11 protein-coding genes are annotated in these 17,758 nt (G+C 31.7%); 5 read left to right on the forward strand and 6 right to left on the reverse strand.

Annotation, left to right across the window (positions count from 1 at the left end):
• Position 1: 1 nt before the first annotated feature.
• From CW733_RS10100 to CW733_RS10110, 3 genes are all read right to left on the reverse strand, one after another.
• A complete protein-coding gene (locus tag CW733_RS10100; RefSeq protein WP_100997064.1) occupies positions 2-373 on the reverse strand; it encodes a response regulator in 372 nt (123 codons plus the stop codon).
• A 90-nt stretch (positions 374-463) separates the two neighbouring features.
• On the reverse strand, positions 464-5,410 hold the full coding sequence (locus CW733_RS10105) for a PAS domain S-box protein (RefSeq protein ID WP_100997065.1): 4,947 nt from the start codon (positions 5,408-5,410) through the stop codon (positions 464-466).
• A 271-nt stretch (positions 5,411-5,681) separates the two neighbouring features.
• Positions 5,682-7,223 (reverse strand): hypothetical protein, encoded by a 1,542-nt coding sequence (locus tag CW733_RS10110; protein ID WP_100997066.1) that lies wholly within the window; start codon positions 7,221-7,223, stop codon positions 5,682-5,684.
• A 148-nt stretch (positions 7,224-7,371) separates the two neighbouring features.
• On the opposite strand from CW733_RS10110, the gene CW733_RS10115 reads away from it, so the two are divergent.
• The 5 genes from CW733_RS10115 (at position 7,372) to CW733_RS10135 (ending at position 14,571) form a co-directional block, all read left to right on the forward strand.
• Positions 7,372-8,547 carry a 2-isopropylmalate synthase gene (locus CW733_RS10115; protein ID WP_100997067.1) on the forward strand — a complete coding sequence of 392 codons (1,176 nt, stop codon included), beginning with the start codon at positions 7,372-7,374 and terminating at the stop codon, positions 8,545-8,547.
• 37 nt (positions 8,548-8,584) lie between these two features.
• Positions 8,585-9,985, forward strand: a complete 1,401-nt coding sequence (gene leuC, locus CW733_RS10120) for a 3-isopropylmalate dehydratase large subunit (RefSeq protein ID WP_100997068.1) — start codon at positions 8,585-8,587, stop codon at positions 9,983-9,985.
• A 1-nt stretch (position 9,986) separates the two neighbouring features.
• Complete coding sequence (gene leuD, locus CW733_RS10125; protein ID WP_100997069.1) at positions 9,987-10,568, forward strand: 3-isopropylmalate dehydratase small subunit; 582 nt, start codon at positions 9,987-9,989, stop codon at positions 10,566-10,568.
• 139 nt (positions 10,569-10,707) lie between these two features.
• On the forward strand, positions 10,708-11,826 hold the full coding sequence (gene leuB / locus CW733_RS10130; protein ID WP_100997070.1) for a 3-isopropylmalate dehydrogenase: 1,119 nt from the start codon (positions 10,708-10,710) through the stop codon (positions 11,824-11,826).
• Between the two features lie 165 nt (positions 11,827-11,991).
• The gene (locus CW733_RS10135; RefSeq protein WP_100997071.1) at positions 11,992-14,571 is read left to right on the forward strand and encodes a phosphoenolpyruvate carboxylase; all 2,580 of its coding nucleotides are present in this window, start codon (positions 11,992-11,994) and stop codon (positions 14,569-14,571) included.
• 148 nt (positions 14,572-14,719) lie between these two features.
• On the opposite strand, the gene CW733_RS10140 is transcribed toward CW733_RS10135, so the two are convergent.
• The 3 genes from CW733_RS10140 to CW733_RS10150 are packed head-to-tail and all read right to left on the reverse strand — an operon-like array spanning position 14,720 to position 17,361.
• Positions 14,720-16,021 (reverse strand): ammonium transporter, encoded by a 1,302-nt coding sequence (locus CW733_RS10140; protein WP_100997072.1) that lies wholly within the window; start codon positions 16,019-16,021, stop codon positions 14,720-14,722.
• A 5-nt stretch (positions 16,022-16,026) separates the two neighbouring features.
• Positions 16,027-16,365, reverse strand: a complete 339-nt coding sequence (locus CW733_RS10145; protein ID WP_100997073.1) for a P-II family nitrogen regulator — start codon at positions 16,363-16,365, stop codon at positions 16,027-16,029.
• Between the two features lie 12 nt (positions 16,366-16,377).
• Positions 16,378-17,361 carry an outer membrane beta-barrel protein gene (locus tag CW733_RS10150; RefSeq protein ID WP_100997074.1) on the reverse strand — a complete coding sequence of 328 codons (984 nt, stop codon included), beginning with the start codon at positions 17,359-17,361 and terminating at the stop codon, positions 16,378-16,380.
• Positions 17,362-17,758: the final 397 nt, after the last annotated feature.

Here is a 17,758-nt window from a genome sequence, read left to right on the forward strand (position 1 = left end):
TTTATTTCTTCTTAATGATATTTTCCATTTCGTTTACAAATGTTTCTGGGTTTATTGGTTTTTCTAAATAACCATCTGCACCAGCCCCTATTGCCTTCTCTCTATCTCCACTCATTGCACAAGATGTTACAACTATTATTGTAGTGCCTTTAGGAAGGCCTTTATGTCTTAATTTATTGCATATTTCATAACCATCCATATCTGGAAGATGAATATCTATTAAAACAATTTCCGGATTATGTTCATGCGCCAATCTAAACCCATCTAACCCATTAAATGCTTCAATTACATTATAATTGCTTCTAGTAAGCAGGTAAGATAGCATATACATATTCTGCTCGTTATCTTCGATTATTAAAATTGTTGACTTCATAAATTTAGTTATAAATATTTTACAAACAGTAAATTAACCTCTAGCTATACTAAAATACTATAAGCATTTTAACATTGTGCTTTTTCTAAGTTATTTATTATCAATAGGCTCTAATGGTAATTTAAAAGTAAAATTACTTCCTTCTTTTAATTTACTTTGCACCTTAATTGTACCTCCTAATTTTTCTATTAAACTTTTACAAATTGCTAATCCTAAACCTGTGCCTTCATGACTTCTATTTAATCCTCCATCTAACTGAATGAAAGGATGAAATAGTTTATTAAGATCTTTTTTACTAACACCTATTCCTTGATCTATTATTTGCGTTACAAGCAAATTATCTATAACATCTACTTTTACTATAATAGTTCCTTGTCTAGAAAATTTAATAGCATTAGAAAATAGATTTAGTAATACTTGTTCAACTCTTCTCTCATCACTATTTAAAGTAATATCTATTCTAGCTATTTCTGAATTAATAACAAGCCCTTTTTTAGACGCTTGTGGCAATAAGAAGTCTATAGTATTTTTTAATGTTGTTAAATAATTAAAAGGAGAAATAGACATATTTAATTTTCCTGCTTCAATTTTAGAGATATCCAAAACATCATTAATTAACCCTAGCAAGTTCTGCCCACTACTTTTAACCATGGTTAACTGCTTCTTTTGCTCTGTATTTAAAGGTCCAGCAAATTCTTTTAATAGAATGCCAGTAAACCCAATAATAGAGTTCATAGGTGTTCTTAATTCATGCGACATGGTTGCTAAAAAGGCCGATTTCAATAAATCTGCAGACTGCGCTTTCACTTTTTCTTTTTCTAATTCTGAAGTTCTTAACCTCACTAGCTCTTCAAGATTATTTCTATGTTTTTCTAATTCTTTTTCAATATTTTTCTTTTCAGTTATATCTACAATAGTTAACAAAATATGACCTTCATTATTTAGCTCAAGTGCTTCCAAAGAAATTAATACATAAAGTTCTCTTTCTGCTTTCATTAGGTATTTTAATTCAATATTTGAGACATATCCTTTTTCACTAAATTCACTCCATAGCTTATTTTCATTTTCTTTGTTTTTTTCACTGTCAAAATTAAACAGCCCTATTTCTTCTGCTATATTACCTAACAAGTCTTCTCTTTTAAATCCAACAATGCCTGCTAGCACCTCGTTTACTTCAATAATTTTTTTTTCTTTATTAAGTATCGCTTTTCCTATAGCATGAGAATTAAAAGCTTTAGAGAATTTTTCTTCATTCTCTTTTAGTGCTATTTCTGCATTTTCCTTATCTGTAATATCAATTGCTGCACTAAGAAAGTGAGGAACACCTTGTATTTCTATAAGCTCTACAGAAACCAAGGTAGTTATCTTTTTTCCACTTATTAAGGTCCTGTAAACTGTTTCATTACTTAAGAAACCATTCTTTTTAATTTTTTCTTCGAACCTATTTTTTTGCTCATAGAAAGCAGCATTCAATACATCTACTCCTGACTCTTCTCCTGTTTTACCAAGTAAATGCTCTCGTGTTGACTCTAACAGCTTTGCCATAGCATCATTAACTTCAACCCTAACGTGGTCTAAATCTGTAATAGAAAAACCTATTACACTTGATTTAAATACTTTAGAGAACTTCTCCTCGCTTTCCTTTAATTCAATTTCTGCTTTTTTTCTTTCTGTAATATCTCTTATTACTCCAATTATAAATTTATCTCCACTATTATCAATAAATCGCGTTTTTTTTGTAGAAATAGTTCGAATATCACTGGTCTTTTTACCTAAACTCAACGTTTCTTCTATTACGTTTTCAATACCTGTTAAAAGCACTTGCTTATCATTACTTAAAAAACGATTTCTTTCTTCTAAAGGCACGTTTTCGGCTAATGTTTTTCCAACAATAGCATCTCTAGACATACCAAACATGGAACAAAGCGCATTATTTACTAATAACATTCGGCTTTTATCATCCTTTACAAATACAGGGTCACCAATACTATTTAATATATTCTCTAAATACTTTTCGCTTTTAATAATTTGCTCTTCAGATTTTTTACGATTGGTAATATCTATAAGTGTTCCTATATAGCCATACAACTCTTTGTTAGCATTATACAAACTGACAACTTTAACTGAAAGCCAAGTTGTTATCCCCTTTTTTTCATTAAGAAACCTTAAATCTGTTGCAAACTCTGTTTCTGTAGAAATAGCACTTTGCCACTTTTTAAGAACTCCATCTCTATCTTCTGGATGTATAGCATTTGACCAACCAAAGCCTAAAGTTTCATCAAAGTTTAATCCAGAATATTTTATCCATTCTTTATTTACATAGTTACAAACACCATCTTTGTCTGTCTGAAAAATTCCAACAGGAGCATTAGATGACAATCGTCTAAATAACTGTTCACTATTTATTAAATTCTCTACAGCTTCTTTACGCTCGGTAACATCTACAAATGTACCTATATATCCATATAATTGATTATTAGAATCATATAAACTAGTTGATTTCGCTGAAAGCCATTTTGTGTTCCCATTTTTATTTAACAACCTAAAGTCCGAAACGAATCCATTCCTACTAGAAGCAGCTTGTTCCCACTCACTTAAAACCCTATCTCTATCCTCCGGATGAATAGCATTTAACCAACCAGAACCTAAAGACTCGCTAAAAGTTAGTCCAGAATATTTTATCCATTCTTGATTAACATAATTACAAACTCCTTCTTTGTCGGTTTCAAAAATGCCAACAGGTGCATTAGCTGATAATCGTCTAAATAATTGCTCACTATTTATTAACTTTTCTTCAGCTTTCTTGCGTTCAGTAATATCTAATTGCATTCCTATATAGCCATATAATATTTTGTTAGCATCACGCAAACCAACTGCTTTAATTGAAACCCAGGTTTTTTTGCCTCTTTTGTCTACAAACCTAGTATCTATAGTGAAATTTTTACCAGATAATAGAGCTGCTTTCCAGCCATTAATTACTCTTTCTTTATCTTCTGAACACAAACCTTCAACCCAGCCAAATCCCATTGCTTCCTCAAAAGTTAATCCAGAACACTTCATCCATTCTTCGTTAACATAATTGAAAGCGCCATCTTTGTCTGTTTGAAAAATACCAACTGGTGCATTAGAAGATAATCGCCTAAATAATTGCTCGCTTTTTATTAATTCTTCTTCAGCTTTCTTACGTTCAGTAATATCTAATTGCATTCCTATATAACCAGATAAATTATTTTGAGCATCGTACGTGGCAACAGTAGTTACAGATACATAGGTACACTTATTATTTTTACATAAAAATCTAAATTCATTTTCAAGTTCTTTATCTCCTGATAAAACATATGCTTCCCATTGTTTAGCGACTCTTTCTTTGTCTTCAGGATGAATATTTGCAGCCCAACCATAACCCATAGCTTCTTCATAAGATAACCCTGCATTTTCAAGCCACTTTTCATTTACATAATTACAAGAACCGTTTGCGTCCGTTTGAAATATTCCGGTTGGCGCTTTAGATGTTAGCCCTCTAAAAAGTTGCTCACTATTTATTAACTTTTCTTCCGCTTCTTTACGTTTAGAAATATCTGAAGCAACAATACCTAGTGCTATTGGTTTATTTGTCTCTTTATGTTTAATTAAAAACCCAGACATTTCAATTGGTATTAAATCACCTGTTTTAAAATTTTTAAAGTGCGCTTCTCCATTCCAATATTGTTTACTAAAAATAGCAGGTAAATGTTTATTTACTATTATATCATGATAATTCTCAGAGAAAAAATCTTTAATAGAAATTGGCAGTTTCTCATATGCTCCCAACCCTACTAATTGCCTACCATTATCATTTAAATAAATAGGGTCGCCTTCTAAGGTTGCCAAGCCAATAAAATCGTCACTAGTTTCTACTAAAGAACGTAGCATTTGATTATTAGCATCTGCCTTTTTTTGTTCTGTTATATCTGTAAAATAAATAGTTAAACCTTGTGGTGACGGATAAACTCTACTATTAATCCACCTACCTAACACTTCATGAAACTCTTCAATATATTGTGTTTCTTGGCTATTTAAAGCTTTGTAGTATGCATTATAAAAAGGTGTATTAATCCCTTGAGGTAATTCTGTCCATATATGTTTACCAATTAAACTTTCGGGTAACCTTCCAATAAACTCCCCTGCTTTTTTATTAACAAAAGTAAAACACCATTTAGTATCTAAAGATATAAACCCATCAGAAATATTATTTAAAGAAGCTTCTAATTGAGAGGCTATATTTTCTTCTAACTGCTGTTTCTCAGCCTTTATTTTTAAATATTCTTTTTCATACCTCAATATTGAAAAACCATTTCGCTCTTTATTAGGTGTTAAATAAGTATTACTTTTCTCATTATCTATATACTTTAAATAGACATATAAAACCAAAGAAAACACCAATGCGGCAAAAACATTAGCTACAACACTACCTAATAGCAAATTAACAAAATCAGCAGAACCATAATATAGTGTTACATTAAAAATAAGTGCATCAAAAACAAAAACTATAAATAACGAAATAAAGAGTATAAAAAAGAAATATTGTTTACTAGTTTTTGAAATTAAAAATTGATAGATTATTATCAATAGCAGAAAATCTAGTAGCAATAAAATAGTACCCAAAATGAAATATTTATCATTTATTAAAAAAGCAAATGATGACTCTATGTTGTCCAAATTTGGCATATGCGCAATACCAAACAATGCAGATAAAAGGAGGTTTGAAATGATAATTCCTAAAATAAGAGCTCTAGCACTAGAAACACCTTCTTTAATATAGATTAATAAAACCGCAAATAGAAGAGAACTAAATATTACAACAGATACTGGGTAAATTGTTATTCCTTCTAAGTCGGTAAAACTTATCCTTGTAACCGAAAGCACCTGTAGGTATCTCACAGCACCCAAAAAAAGATAAAGAGGAGCTAAACCTAATAATTTTCTAAGCTTAAACAACAAAAGGATACTAGAGGATATGAATAAAAACTCTACAAGTACTATAGTATATGTATTCATATAATGATTTGGTTAAGCAAGGGGCTTAAAATACAATTTTAGTTTAAAACTAAAAAATAAATTTAAAAACTATAAATTAAAAAAAACAACACTAATTATTAGTCAACTACACAAAGCACAATACTATAATTCGAATGGAAACAATAAAAAAAGCACAAACTGTTTTTAACTGTTAAAAATAAGCATCTTAACAAGAAATTAAAACCAAAAACTTCTAATACTTACCCTTATTACGTAAAATAGATTAATTTAAATCGTGATTTTATTTTTATTATGTTTTTTTCAAATATTTAGATCTAATAATTTGACTTACCGGTTTATTCTCTATTTTACTTTCTAACCAAGAAATAATATCTAAGTACAAAAACGCACGACGCTCATAAGGGTGATCTTCGTATGTTTTTAAAGTATCTCGTAAAGTTCTAAATGCGTTTTTTAAATCTTGAGGATAAAGACCCTGTAAGCCTTTAATAAATTTTATCATCTCCTTCTGTACTTCGTGAAGATCATTCATCTTAATTAAAAACTTATAAGTACTTCTTAGCAAAGCGTCTAAATGGTAATCTAATCCTGCTTCATAGTGCGCTACCAAATTTAGCACTCGAGAAAAACACAACAAATCCTCTCGCATAGAAAGCGATTTATTAGAAATAATCTTATCTAAATATTTTATGCACTCCTTATTGTTACCAACTCCAAAATGCAAACTAGCAAACTTGTAATAGAATATCATTGTATGATGCTCGTCTACCCTATCTTTAAATTGAATTAAATCTATTTCAATTTTAGGTATTAATGCTAACCCATCTTGAAAACTACCATCTATAAAATGTTTATTTATATCATGAAAGTTAAGATACAGAAACGTTAATGACTGTACATTTTCGTCTTTTGGAAAACTTGACACTTCAATTCTTGATTTTAATTTTGAAAACGCTTCTAAAAATTTTGACTTGTTATTTATAAAGAAAATAGATTCTAACAAATAGTTACTTCCTTTTAAAAAGAATACAGGATTCAAATTCACCATATCTGGATATTGATAAAATAAATCGACCCATTTTGAAGCGTATTTATAGCAATTTAAAAAATCTTGCATTAAAAAACTGTACCATAAATGAGCTTGATAAAACCACAATTTTTCTCTAAAACCAACCTTAGATATCTTAAATTTTGGCAATCTATCCTTAAAATATTTGGTTACTTCATTGCTTTCTTGCTCATTTTTTACATAACCCGTTTTTAATATTATCCCATATAATTGAAGCGACAGGTTGGACAACTTACTAGTAATTACATTTAACTCGCTTAATTCTTTTGCCTGAATAGTAAGCTCATCTGCTCTAGTACTTATACTCCTAGTTATGTATTGTGCTTCAATAATTTTCTCTAGCTCTACAATTTCAAAGGCTAGATTTTTTTCCTCATTAGCAATAGCAACATCTTTTGCTTTATCTAAAATTTTTAAACTCTGTTTATAAAGCCCCTTATGGTATAATATTGAAGCAAAATCTAACTGCTCCCTAATTTGTAACCTAATATTTTGATGTGATGGGTTTAGTTTTAAGCTAATAAGAATCTGTTTATACAAATGTGCTTTTACATTTGCTAATTGCTGTTTTTTTATTTGGGTAGACTTTAATATAGAAGCCTCATCATAGTTTTTAGACTTGTCTAAAACTGTAAATAAGTTTAAAAATTTAGAATCGGAATTTACACCCAATCTTCCAACATACAATTTGAATTGGCGTTTTTCAGACTTGTTTAAAGACTTAACTAAGGCGAATAAATTATCTTTTTGATCTTTAGTCATCAACTAATAACTGCTTTAAGTAATTGATTACTAGTATTTTATGCTCTATTTTAAAGATTGAACATCGTAACACTATAAATTGTGATTACTAGTAACGAATAACCAAAGTATAAATTAGTCTTTCAATAGAAAAATAAAACACCCTTAAATGTCAAATAATAACATACAAATTTTCGATACAACGCTTCGTGATGGAGAACAAGTTCCTGGTTGCAAACTAAATACTGAACAAAAAGTAGTCATCGCAGCACAATTAGATTTATTAGGAGTGGATGTTATAGAAGCTGGCTTTCCTGTCTCTAGTCCAGGTGATTTTAAATCTGTTGAAGCGATTTCAAAAATAGTAAAAAACGCAACTGTTTGTGGTTTAACACGAGCTGTAGAAAATGACATAAAAGTGGCTTCGGAAGCATTAAAACATGCTAAAAAACCGAGAATACATACTGGTATTGGGACTTCAGATTCTCATATTGTTCATAAATTCAAATCTAATAGAGAAACAATTATCGAGCGTGCTTTTCAAGCCGTAAAGTATGCTAAGTCTTTTGTTGAAGATGTTGAGTTTTATGCAGAAGATGCTGGTCGTACAGAAAACGAATACCTAGCCAGAGTTTGCGAAGCAGCGATAAAAGCTGGAGCAACAGTATTAAATATTCCAGACACAACAGGTTACTGCTTACCAAGTGAATATGGTGCAAAAATTAAATACTTAAAAGAAAACGTAAAAGGTATTGAAAAAGCTATTTTATCTTGTCATTGCCATAACGATTTAGGCTTAGCAACTGCAAATTCTATTGAAGGTGTAATAAATGGAGCAAGACAAATTGAGTGTACTATTAATGGTATTGGAGAACGTGCAGGAAATACAGCTTTAGAAGAAGTTGTTATGGTTTTAAAACAACATCCTTATCTTAATTTAGATACTAATATTAAAACCGAAATGTTATACGGAATGAGCCAGTTGGTCTCAGATAGCATGGGAATTTACACGCAACCTAACAAAGCAATTGTTGGCGCAAATGCTTTTGCCCACAGTTCTGGAATTCACCAAGATGGTGTGATTAAAAACCGCGAAACTTACGAAATTATAAACCCTAAAGATGTTGGCGTAACAGAATCTGCTATTGTTTTAACAGCAAGAAGCGGTCGTGCTGCTTTAGCTTACAGAGCTAAAAATGTTGGTTACGAATTAACCAAGCTACAATTAGATGATGTTTATGCAAATTTTTTAAGCTTTGCAGATAGAAAGAAAGAAGTAAACGATAAAGATATTCACCAAATTATCGAAACTAGTAACATGTATAGAGAAATTATATCTGCCTAATTAAATTAGATTTCTGCCTATGCAGGAATAACAAAATATGAGTAAAAAAACATTATTCGATAAAGTCTGGGATGCACACGTGGTCGACAGTATAGAAAACGGTCCACAGATACTTTATATAGACAAACACTTAATACACGAAGTAACAAGCCCGCAAGCTTTTAATGAATTAGAAGATCGCGGAATTGCTGTTTTTAGACCAAATCAAATTGTAGCAACTGCAGATCACAACACACCAACAGAAAATCAACATTTGCCAATTAAGGACTTACAGTCTAGAAATCAATTAGAGCAACTGTCTACAAACTGTAAAAAAAACAATATTACACTATACGAATTAGGGCACAAATACAATGGTATTGTACACGTAATGGCTCCAGAGCTAGGATTTACACAACCAGGAATGACAATGGTTTGTGGAGATAGCCACACCTCAACACATGGTGCTTTTGGTACTATCGCTTTTGGTATTGGAACTAGCCAAGTAGCACAGGTTTTTGCAAGCCAATGCCTACTACTTACAAAACCAAAAAGCTTACGAGTTACCGTTAATGGCAAGCTTAAAAATGGCGTATTACCTAAAGATGTTATTCTTTATATTATATCAAAATTAGGCACCAATTCTGGTACTGGTTATTTTTGTGAGTATGCAGGAGATGTTTTTGAAAACATGACTATGGAAGGCAGAATGACAGTTTGTAATATGAGTATAGAAATGGGAGCTCGTGGTGGCATGATTGCTCCAGACCAAACTACTTTCGATTATGTTCAAGGACGCGAATACGCACCAAAAGGAGATGCTTTCGATAAAAAAGTAGCTTATTGGAAAACATTACCAACAGACGAAGGTGCTGCTTTTGATAAAGAATACACTTTTGATGCTGAAGATATAGAACCTATGATTACCTACGGAACAAATCCAGGTATGGGAATTAAAATCTCAGAAAACATCCCAAATAATAAAGACACTTCATTTGTAAAGTCTTTAGAGTACATGAATTTTGAAGCTGGCGAAAGCTTAATTAACAAGCAAATAAATTATGTATTTATTGGTAGTTGCACCAACTCTAGAATCGAAGATTTTAGAGTAGCAGCAAAATATATAGATGGTAAACAAAAAGCAGATAATGTAACTGCATGGTTGGTTCCTGGAAGCAAGCAAGTAGAAACACAAATTATTAACGAAGGCCTAAAAGACATTTTTGATGCTGCTGGATTCGAGCTAAGGCAACCTGGTTGCTCTGCTTGTTTAGCAATGAACGACGATAAAATACCACAAGGCGAATATTGCGTATCAACTTCAAATAGAAATTTTGAGGGCAGACAAGGTCAAGGTTCTAGAACCATTTTAGCAAGCCCTTTAGTAGCAGCTGCAGCAGCAATTGCTGGAAAAATAGTAGATGTAACAGAAAATATTGAAACATTAGAATTCGCATAGCATGGAAAAATTTACAACATTAACATCGAGAGCAATACCTTTAGATATTGCGAATGTAGATACAGACCAAATTATTCCTGCGCGTTTTTTAAAAGCGACAGATAAAAAAGGTTTTGGAGATAACGTTTTTAGAGATTGGCGTTATAATAAAGATGGCTCTGAAAATTCTAAATTCTCTTTAAACAATACAAATTACTCTGGAAGCATATTAGTTGCTGGAGATAATTTTGGTTGCGGCTCTAGTCGTGAGCATGCAGCGTGGGCTTTAGTTGGTTATGGCCTTAAAGTAATTGTATCTAGCTTTTTCGCAGATATTTTTAAAGGAAATGCACTTAACAATGGATTGTTACCTGTTCAGGTTACCGAGGATTTTTTAAATAAATTACTAAATACAGTAAAAAACAATCCTGACACAAAAATTATAGTTAATTTAGAATTACAAACTATTTCTGCAGGTGATAAATTGGAAACTTTTGACATTGACCCATACAAAAAAACATGTATGATTAATGGTTACGACGACATCGATTACTTGCTTAGTAAAAAGACAGAGATTGAAGCGTTTGAAAATGCACTTGGTTAATTAGTGCGTTAAGGATAGAACGGCATGTTTGAGCTCCTTGAAAAGAGCGAGTAGTGAAAGCCTGACCTTTAGGTAACGCCAAAAAAATATAATAATAAAAATATTTCCATTTACATGGAAATAAAAAAATAAATTTTCTATGAAATTAAACATTGCAGTTTTACCAGGAGATGGCATTGGTCCAGAAGTAACCAAGCAAGCGATTAAAGTTTTAAAAGCAATTGCTTTAGAATTTGACCATACGTTTTTATTTAAAGAAGCATTGGTTGGTGCAGTTGCTATAGACGAACACAACAATCCTTTACCAGATAACACTTTAGAGCTTTGCAAAACGAGTGACGCTATTTTATTTGGCGCTATTGGTCATCCAAAATACGACAACGATCCAAGTGCTAAAGTGAGACCAGAACAAGGCTTACTTAAACTTAGAAAAGAATTAGGCTTATATGCAAATATTAGACCTGTAAAAGCATACGATACGTTACTAGACAAATCGCCTTTAAAAAGAGAGATTATTGAAGGCACAGATATTAGTATTTATAGAGAATTAACTGGTGGCATCTATTTTGGTGAAAAGAAACTAAGTGAAGATGGAAATACAGCTTCAGATTTATGTGAGTATTCTCGTGGAGAGATTGAACGCATTGCGCACCTAGCTTTTAAAGCTGCGCAAAGCAGAAGCAAAAAAGTAACATTGGTTGACAAAGCTAACGTTTTAGAAACATCGCGTTTATGGCGAAGAGTTGTTACCGAACTAGCAACGCAATATCCAGATGTAACATTAGAATATTTATTTGTTGATAATGCTGCTATGCAAATGATTTTAAACCCAAAACAGTTTGATGTTATTTTAACCGAAAACTTATTTGGCGATATAATTAGCGATGAAGCTAGTGTTACTGGTGGTTCTATTGGCTTATTAGCTTCAGCTTCGGTTGGAGACAAATATGCAATGTTCGAACCTATTCATGGATCGTATCCACAAGCAACTGGAAAAGGCATTGCTAATCCTGTAGCTTCTATTTTAAGTGCTACTATGTTATTGGAGCATTTTGATTTACATGAAGAGGCAGAATTAATTAAAGAGGCTGTAGAAAAATCTCTAAAACTGAATGTTACTACTCCAGATTTAAATACTATTTACGATAACGTTTCTACTTCTAAAGTTGGTGATTTTATTGCAGATTTTATTAGCAATCCTAAAGATTCGAACCTTAATTTTACAAATATCCATTTAGGACAATCCACAATTATTTAAGTTACAGCTTTTAAAGCAATTAAAGAATAACATATATTTTAATCCTTTTTATTTGAGAATTCTCAAATAAAAAGGGATTAATTTGGAAATTTGTAATTAACACGTGGTTCCTATTTATTCTAGAAATACTTCACTATTTTTAATTTCATTTTTCACAATAAAACAATGCCTATACAACCAAAACTTACACGGTTTAATCAAAATGTTTTAGCAAAGTATCAAATATACAATAGTATATTTATGACACTTCCTTTCGATACCATAACAAAAACAGGCGCACTTTTACCACTCTTTCATGAGACTTGCAAAAAAGGTTTTGCAAAGCAAGATAACCCAACAGCTATTGTTGAGACGTTTTTTAAAAAGTACCAATCTAGTCGCTCTCCAGAGAGTCAGACCAATTTACTATTTAAATTTATTCAATATATAGAACGCCAAGTTGTATTGTTTGATGCTATTGAAGATGCTGCTTTTCCATTAGTAAACAACATGGATGGTATTGGAACCTTACGTAGTTTAAAAGAAAGTGCTACAGCCGAAAATAAACTAGAAACACTTAAAGCGTATTTAGAAGAGTTTAAAGTTCGTATTGTACTAACCGCACATCCAACACAATTTTACCCAGGTTCGGTTTTAGGTATTATTACAGATTTAACCGAAGCTATTCGTGAAAATGATTTACTTAAAATAAATGATTTATTAGCACAACTAGGGAAAACACCATTTTTTAAACATGAAAAACCAACGCCTTACGATGAGGCTGTGAGTTTAATATGGTATTTAGAAAATGTGTTCTACAAATCTTTTGGATCTATTTACGATTACATTCAACAAAATATTTTCGACGGAGCACATATTGATAACGATATTATTAATATTGGTTTTTGGCCTGGAGGAGACAGAGATGGAAATCCATTTGTAACTCCAGAAATAACTTTAAAAGTTGCCAATAGATTACGCGAAACAGTTATTAAAAATTATTATCGCGACGTAAGACGTTTAAAAAGAAAATTATCTTTTCAAGGTGTCGAAGAACGTGTGACTATTTTAGAGCGTGAGCTTTACAAAATGATTACGAATCAAGAACCTAACTTAACTTTAGATTCATTTACTTCGGAATTAAAAGAAATAAAAGAAATAATTATAGATAAGCATCAATCACTTTATGTTACAGAAGTGAACAGTTTATTAAATAAAGTTCATCTCTTCGGATTTCATTTTGCTAATCTAGATATTCGTCAAGATAGTAGAAAGCATGAGCAGTATTTTAACGATATGGTAAACACCCTAATTGAAAGCGGTAGCACTATATTCCCGAAAAACTATCATGATTTACCAGAAAATGAACAAGTGCAAATTTTATCTAAAGTTGAAGGTGAAGTTGATTTATCTTTAATTAAAGATGAAGAAACCTTGAAAGCTTTAAACACAATGAAAGCTATAAAAACCATTCAAACCACGAATGGCGAAGTAGCTGCAAACCGTTATATTATTAGTAACAACCAAACAACACTGCATGTTATGCAATTGTTTGCTATGCTAAAACTAGTAGCATTTCAAGATAAATTAACAGTTGATGTTGGACCTTTATTCGAAACTATTACCGATTTAGAGAATGCACCTCAAGTCATGGAAGAGCTATATACTAATCCACAATATGCTGCACACTTAAAATCAAGAGGAAACAAGCAAACTATTATGCTTGGTTTTAGTGATGGAACTAAAGATGGTGGCTATTTAATGGCAAATTGGGCAATCTATAAAGCCAAAGAAAACCTAACTACAATCTCAAGACAACACGGTATTACTGTTATTTTCTTTGATGGTCGTGGTGGACCTCCAGCACGTGGTGGCGGAAAAACTCATAATTTCTATGCCTCTCTTGGACCAACAATTGAAGATAAAGAAGTACAATTAACAATACAAGGACAAACGATTAGTTCTAATTTTGGAACTTTAGATTCGTCTCAATACAACTTAGAGCAATTAATTAGTTCTGGTATTCACAACAGTTTAAGCGATAAAGATTTGAGCATGCTTCCTGAAAACAGAGCAGTAATGACCGATTTATCTGAGCGTAGCTACGAAGCTTACTCTGCATTTAAAGCACACCCAAAATTTATTTCGTATTTAGAACACATGAGCACTTTAAAATATTATGCAAAAACTAATATTGGAAGCCGCCCATCTAAACGAGGAAAAGCAGAAGGTTTAGTATTCGAAGATTTAAGAGCCATACCATTTGTTGGCTCTTGGAGCCAGTTAAAACAAAATGTACCAGGATTTTTTGGTGTTGGTACAGCACTTAAGCATTACGAAGACACTAATACATTTGAAAAAGCTCAGAAATTATTTAAAACTTCAGACTTCTTTAAGACCCTTATTGAAAATAGTATGATGTCTTTATCTAAATCATTTTTCGATTTAACAAAATACATGAGCGAAGATGAAGAATATGGTGGATTTTGGAATGTTATTTATGAAGAATACAAAACGTCTAAACGCTTACTTTTAAAGCTTACTGGATACACAGAACTTATGCAAGAAGAACCTGCAGGAAGCGCATCTATTGCAGTTAGAGAATCTATTGTTTTACCATTATTAACGATACAACAATTTGCATTGAAAAAAATTCAGGAACTTGAAAAAGCTGAAGTTAGAGATGATGCTCAGATTGCTATTTATGAAAAATTAGTAACGCGTTCGTTGTTTGGTAATATTAATGCTAGTCGTAATTCCGCTTAAAATACTTATTTAATATATTACTATTAAGGCTTGCCAATTTAAAATTCGGCAAGCCTTTTTTTTGCAACAGAATTCAAAAAAATATAGACATAAAAAAACCTCGAAGTCATAACAGCTTCGAGGTTTTCTACATAAAACTAACTAAATTCTAATGTTCATTTAATCTAAAATCTGGATAAGCATCCATACCATGTTCATGAGCATCTAGACCTTCTAATTCTTCTCTTTCAGAAACTCGTATTCCAACTATTTTCTTCATTGTAAAAATGATTAAAAATGAAGATACTACACAAATTACAGCATAAGCCAATACTCCGTATAACTGTGGTAAAAATGACAAACTATTTGCTGCTTCAGATAAAGTAGCAACAACATCTCCATTAGCATTTAAAAATGCACCAGATTCATTAGTTACTGCACTAAACCCAAAGATTCCTACTGCTAATGTTCCCCAAATACCACAAACCAAGTGTACAGCTATTGCTCCAACTGGATCATCTAATTTTAATTTATCTATAAAGGCAACTGCAAATACAATTAATATACCAGCTATTGCTCCTATTACAATTGCACTTGTTGGAGACATAACATCTGCTCCAGCAGTAATACCAACTAATCCACCAAGAATACCGTTTAAAAACATAGTTAAATCTAAGTTTTTATACATAATAGTAGAAGCTATTGCAGATACAACTCCACCAGCTGCTGCTGCTAAACATGTTGTAACCAATACTAAAGATGTTAATTCTGGATCTGCAGATAATACCGATCCTCCATTAAACCCAAACCATCCTAACCATAAGATTAAAACACCTGCTGTAGCTAAAGGAATATTATGTCCTGGAATAGCCTGAGGTTTTCCATTTTTATATTTTCCAATTCTTGCACCTAATAAACAAACCGCTACTAAAGCTGCCCATCCACCAACTGAATGCACTAATGTAGATCCTGCAAAATCATAAAACCCTAATTGATCTAAAAATCCGCCTCCCCATTTCCATGAGCCAGCAATTGGATAAATTAACCCAACGTAGATTACTGTGAACAACATAAATGGTCCAATTTTCATACGCTCTGCAACTGCTCCAGAAACTATAGTTGCCGCTGTTGCTGCAAACATTCCTTGAAATAAGAAATCTGTCCAATATGTATAACCTTCACTATAAGTTAAATCTAAACCTCCTGCTGCTGTAAGCGGAGCATCTAATCCAAATCCTGCAAAACCTAATATTCCCATATCACCAGATTCGAAACCTGGATACATAAGATTAAATCCTACTAAGCAGTATAGCAACAAACCAACTGTTATAATAAATATGTTTTTAAATAAAATGTTTAATGTGTTTTTTTGTCTTGTTAATCCTATTTCTAAAAGCGCAAACCCTAAGTGCATAAAGAAAACGAGTGCTGTACAGATCATCATCCATACATTATTTGTAAGTAATTCCATGTTTTTTATTTTAAAGTGTTTCCTCCTTTTTCTCCTGTTCTTATTCTGTAAACCTCATCTATATTTGAGACAAAAATTTTACCATCTCCAACATCTCCAGTTGAGCCAGATTCTAAAATGGCTTTTATAGTTACGGCTTCAAAATCATCGTTAACTACAATAGATAAATAACGCCTTTGAATATCGCTGGTACTATAACTCACGCCACGATAAACATGACCTTCTTGTTCGTTCCCTAATCCTGTAACATCCCAATACGAAAAGAAATTAACACCAACTTCGTGTAGCGCTTCTTTTACTGCAGAAAACTTAGCTTTTCTGATGATTGCTTCAACTTTTTTCATAATTTGTTTTAGTTAAAATTTATATATAGCTGCAACTACAAAAGAACCTAAACTCTTTGTAGCCATTAAATCTGTATCAATAAACATATCTTCCGACCCATTGTCTAATCTAAACTCAGGTTTGATAATTAAATCGTCTATAGTATAACTTCCTGTTAGAGTTACTGCAAAAACACTTGGATCATCATCTATTGCATCACTCTGCGTTTGAAAATATTCACCTCTAAGACCTAAACTAAAAGCTTCGCTTAAAGTATATTGAGGATATAAATCAACACCATAAAAACCTTCACCATCATTATCTGCATATGCTGCGTTAATACCTACAAAGAAATCATCTGTAGCATCAAAACCACCTGTATAATCCACTTCGAAACCTAATCCAGCAGCATCATATAATAAATTTAAAAACTGACCATCATAACCTAATTGAGCTCCTACTGCGTAGCTTCCGTCTGGATTAAACTCAGTAACATCTGTCTGGTTAAATACACCAAGCATTAAGCTAAAATCTTCAGATAATGTAAAATCTGCTTTTATACCTGTATGAGAAAATGGTCCATTAGAAAACAAATAAGAAGTACTATAGTTAAAGTTTCCTACAGGAGAAATAACCTCATATCCTAAATAAGTATTGAACTTACCAAAAGTCAACTTTGTATTTTCGCTAATATTATAATAAGCGAATAACTGATTTAATACTGTTGCACTAGCCACTTCTCCTCTTGGTCCAAAAACTAAATCTGCTACTGCTCCTACTTTTCCTTTTTCGTAAGACGCAATAATATTTGCCATCCCTAATGAGAAACCTGATTTATCTGCAAAAGATGTTGGAGGAGCTATTTGAGTTGTATCGTTTGGGGCTGTTAAATTGGCTCTATAATACGCATCTACACTTCCTTCAAAAGAAAACTTCTTCTCAGCAGCTTCTTCTTTGTTTTGAGCGATAATTATTGATGTTATTAACAACATAATGGTTAGTGTAATTTTCTTCATAATAAACTTATTTTTAATGGTTATAAAAATCAAATCTATATAAAATGAAAATACACCCTATTAAAAAATAGGGCTAAAAGTTAATTTTTATGAATTTAAACAATTACACCCTAAAAATTTTAGGGTTAAATTGTTTTTTAGTCTTTTTTTGTTAATTTCACAATGATGATTTTCAAGAATTATCATGTTTTTGATAAATTCAATGCATTATTTCTAATCAACACTATTTAACGCAAACGTTTTCGCAATAAATAACCATTAATCAATAAAATATTATCATTACCTATTATGTATTATATGACTAGATAATTGCTGAATTTTCATTTAGAACACCCTTAATTATCAATATCGGAAAAGTGTTTCCTTCTTTTTTTTAATCGAGAAATAGCATCTATAT

Source organism: Lacinutrix sp. Bg11-31, assembly GCF_002831665.1.
Taxonomy (GTDB): domain Bacteria; phylum Bacteroidota; class Bacteroidia; order Flavobacteriales; family Flavobacteriaceae; genus Lacinutrix.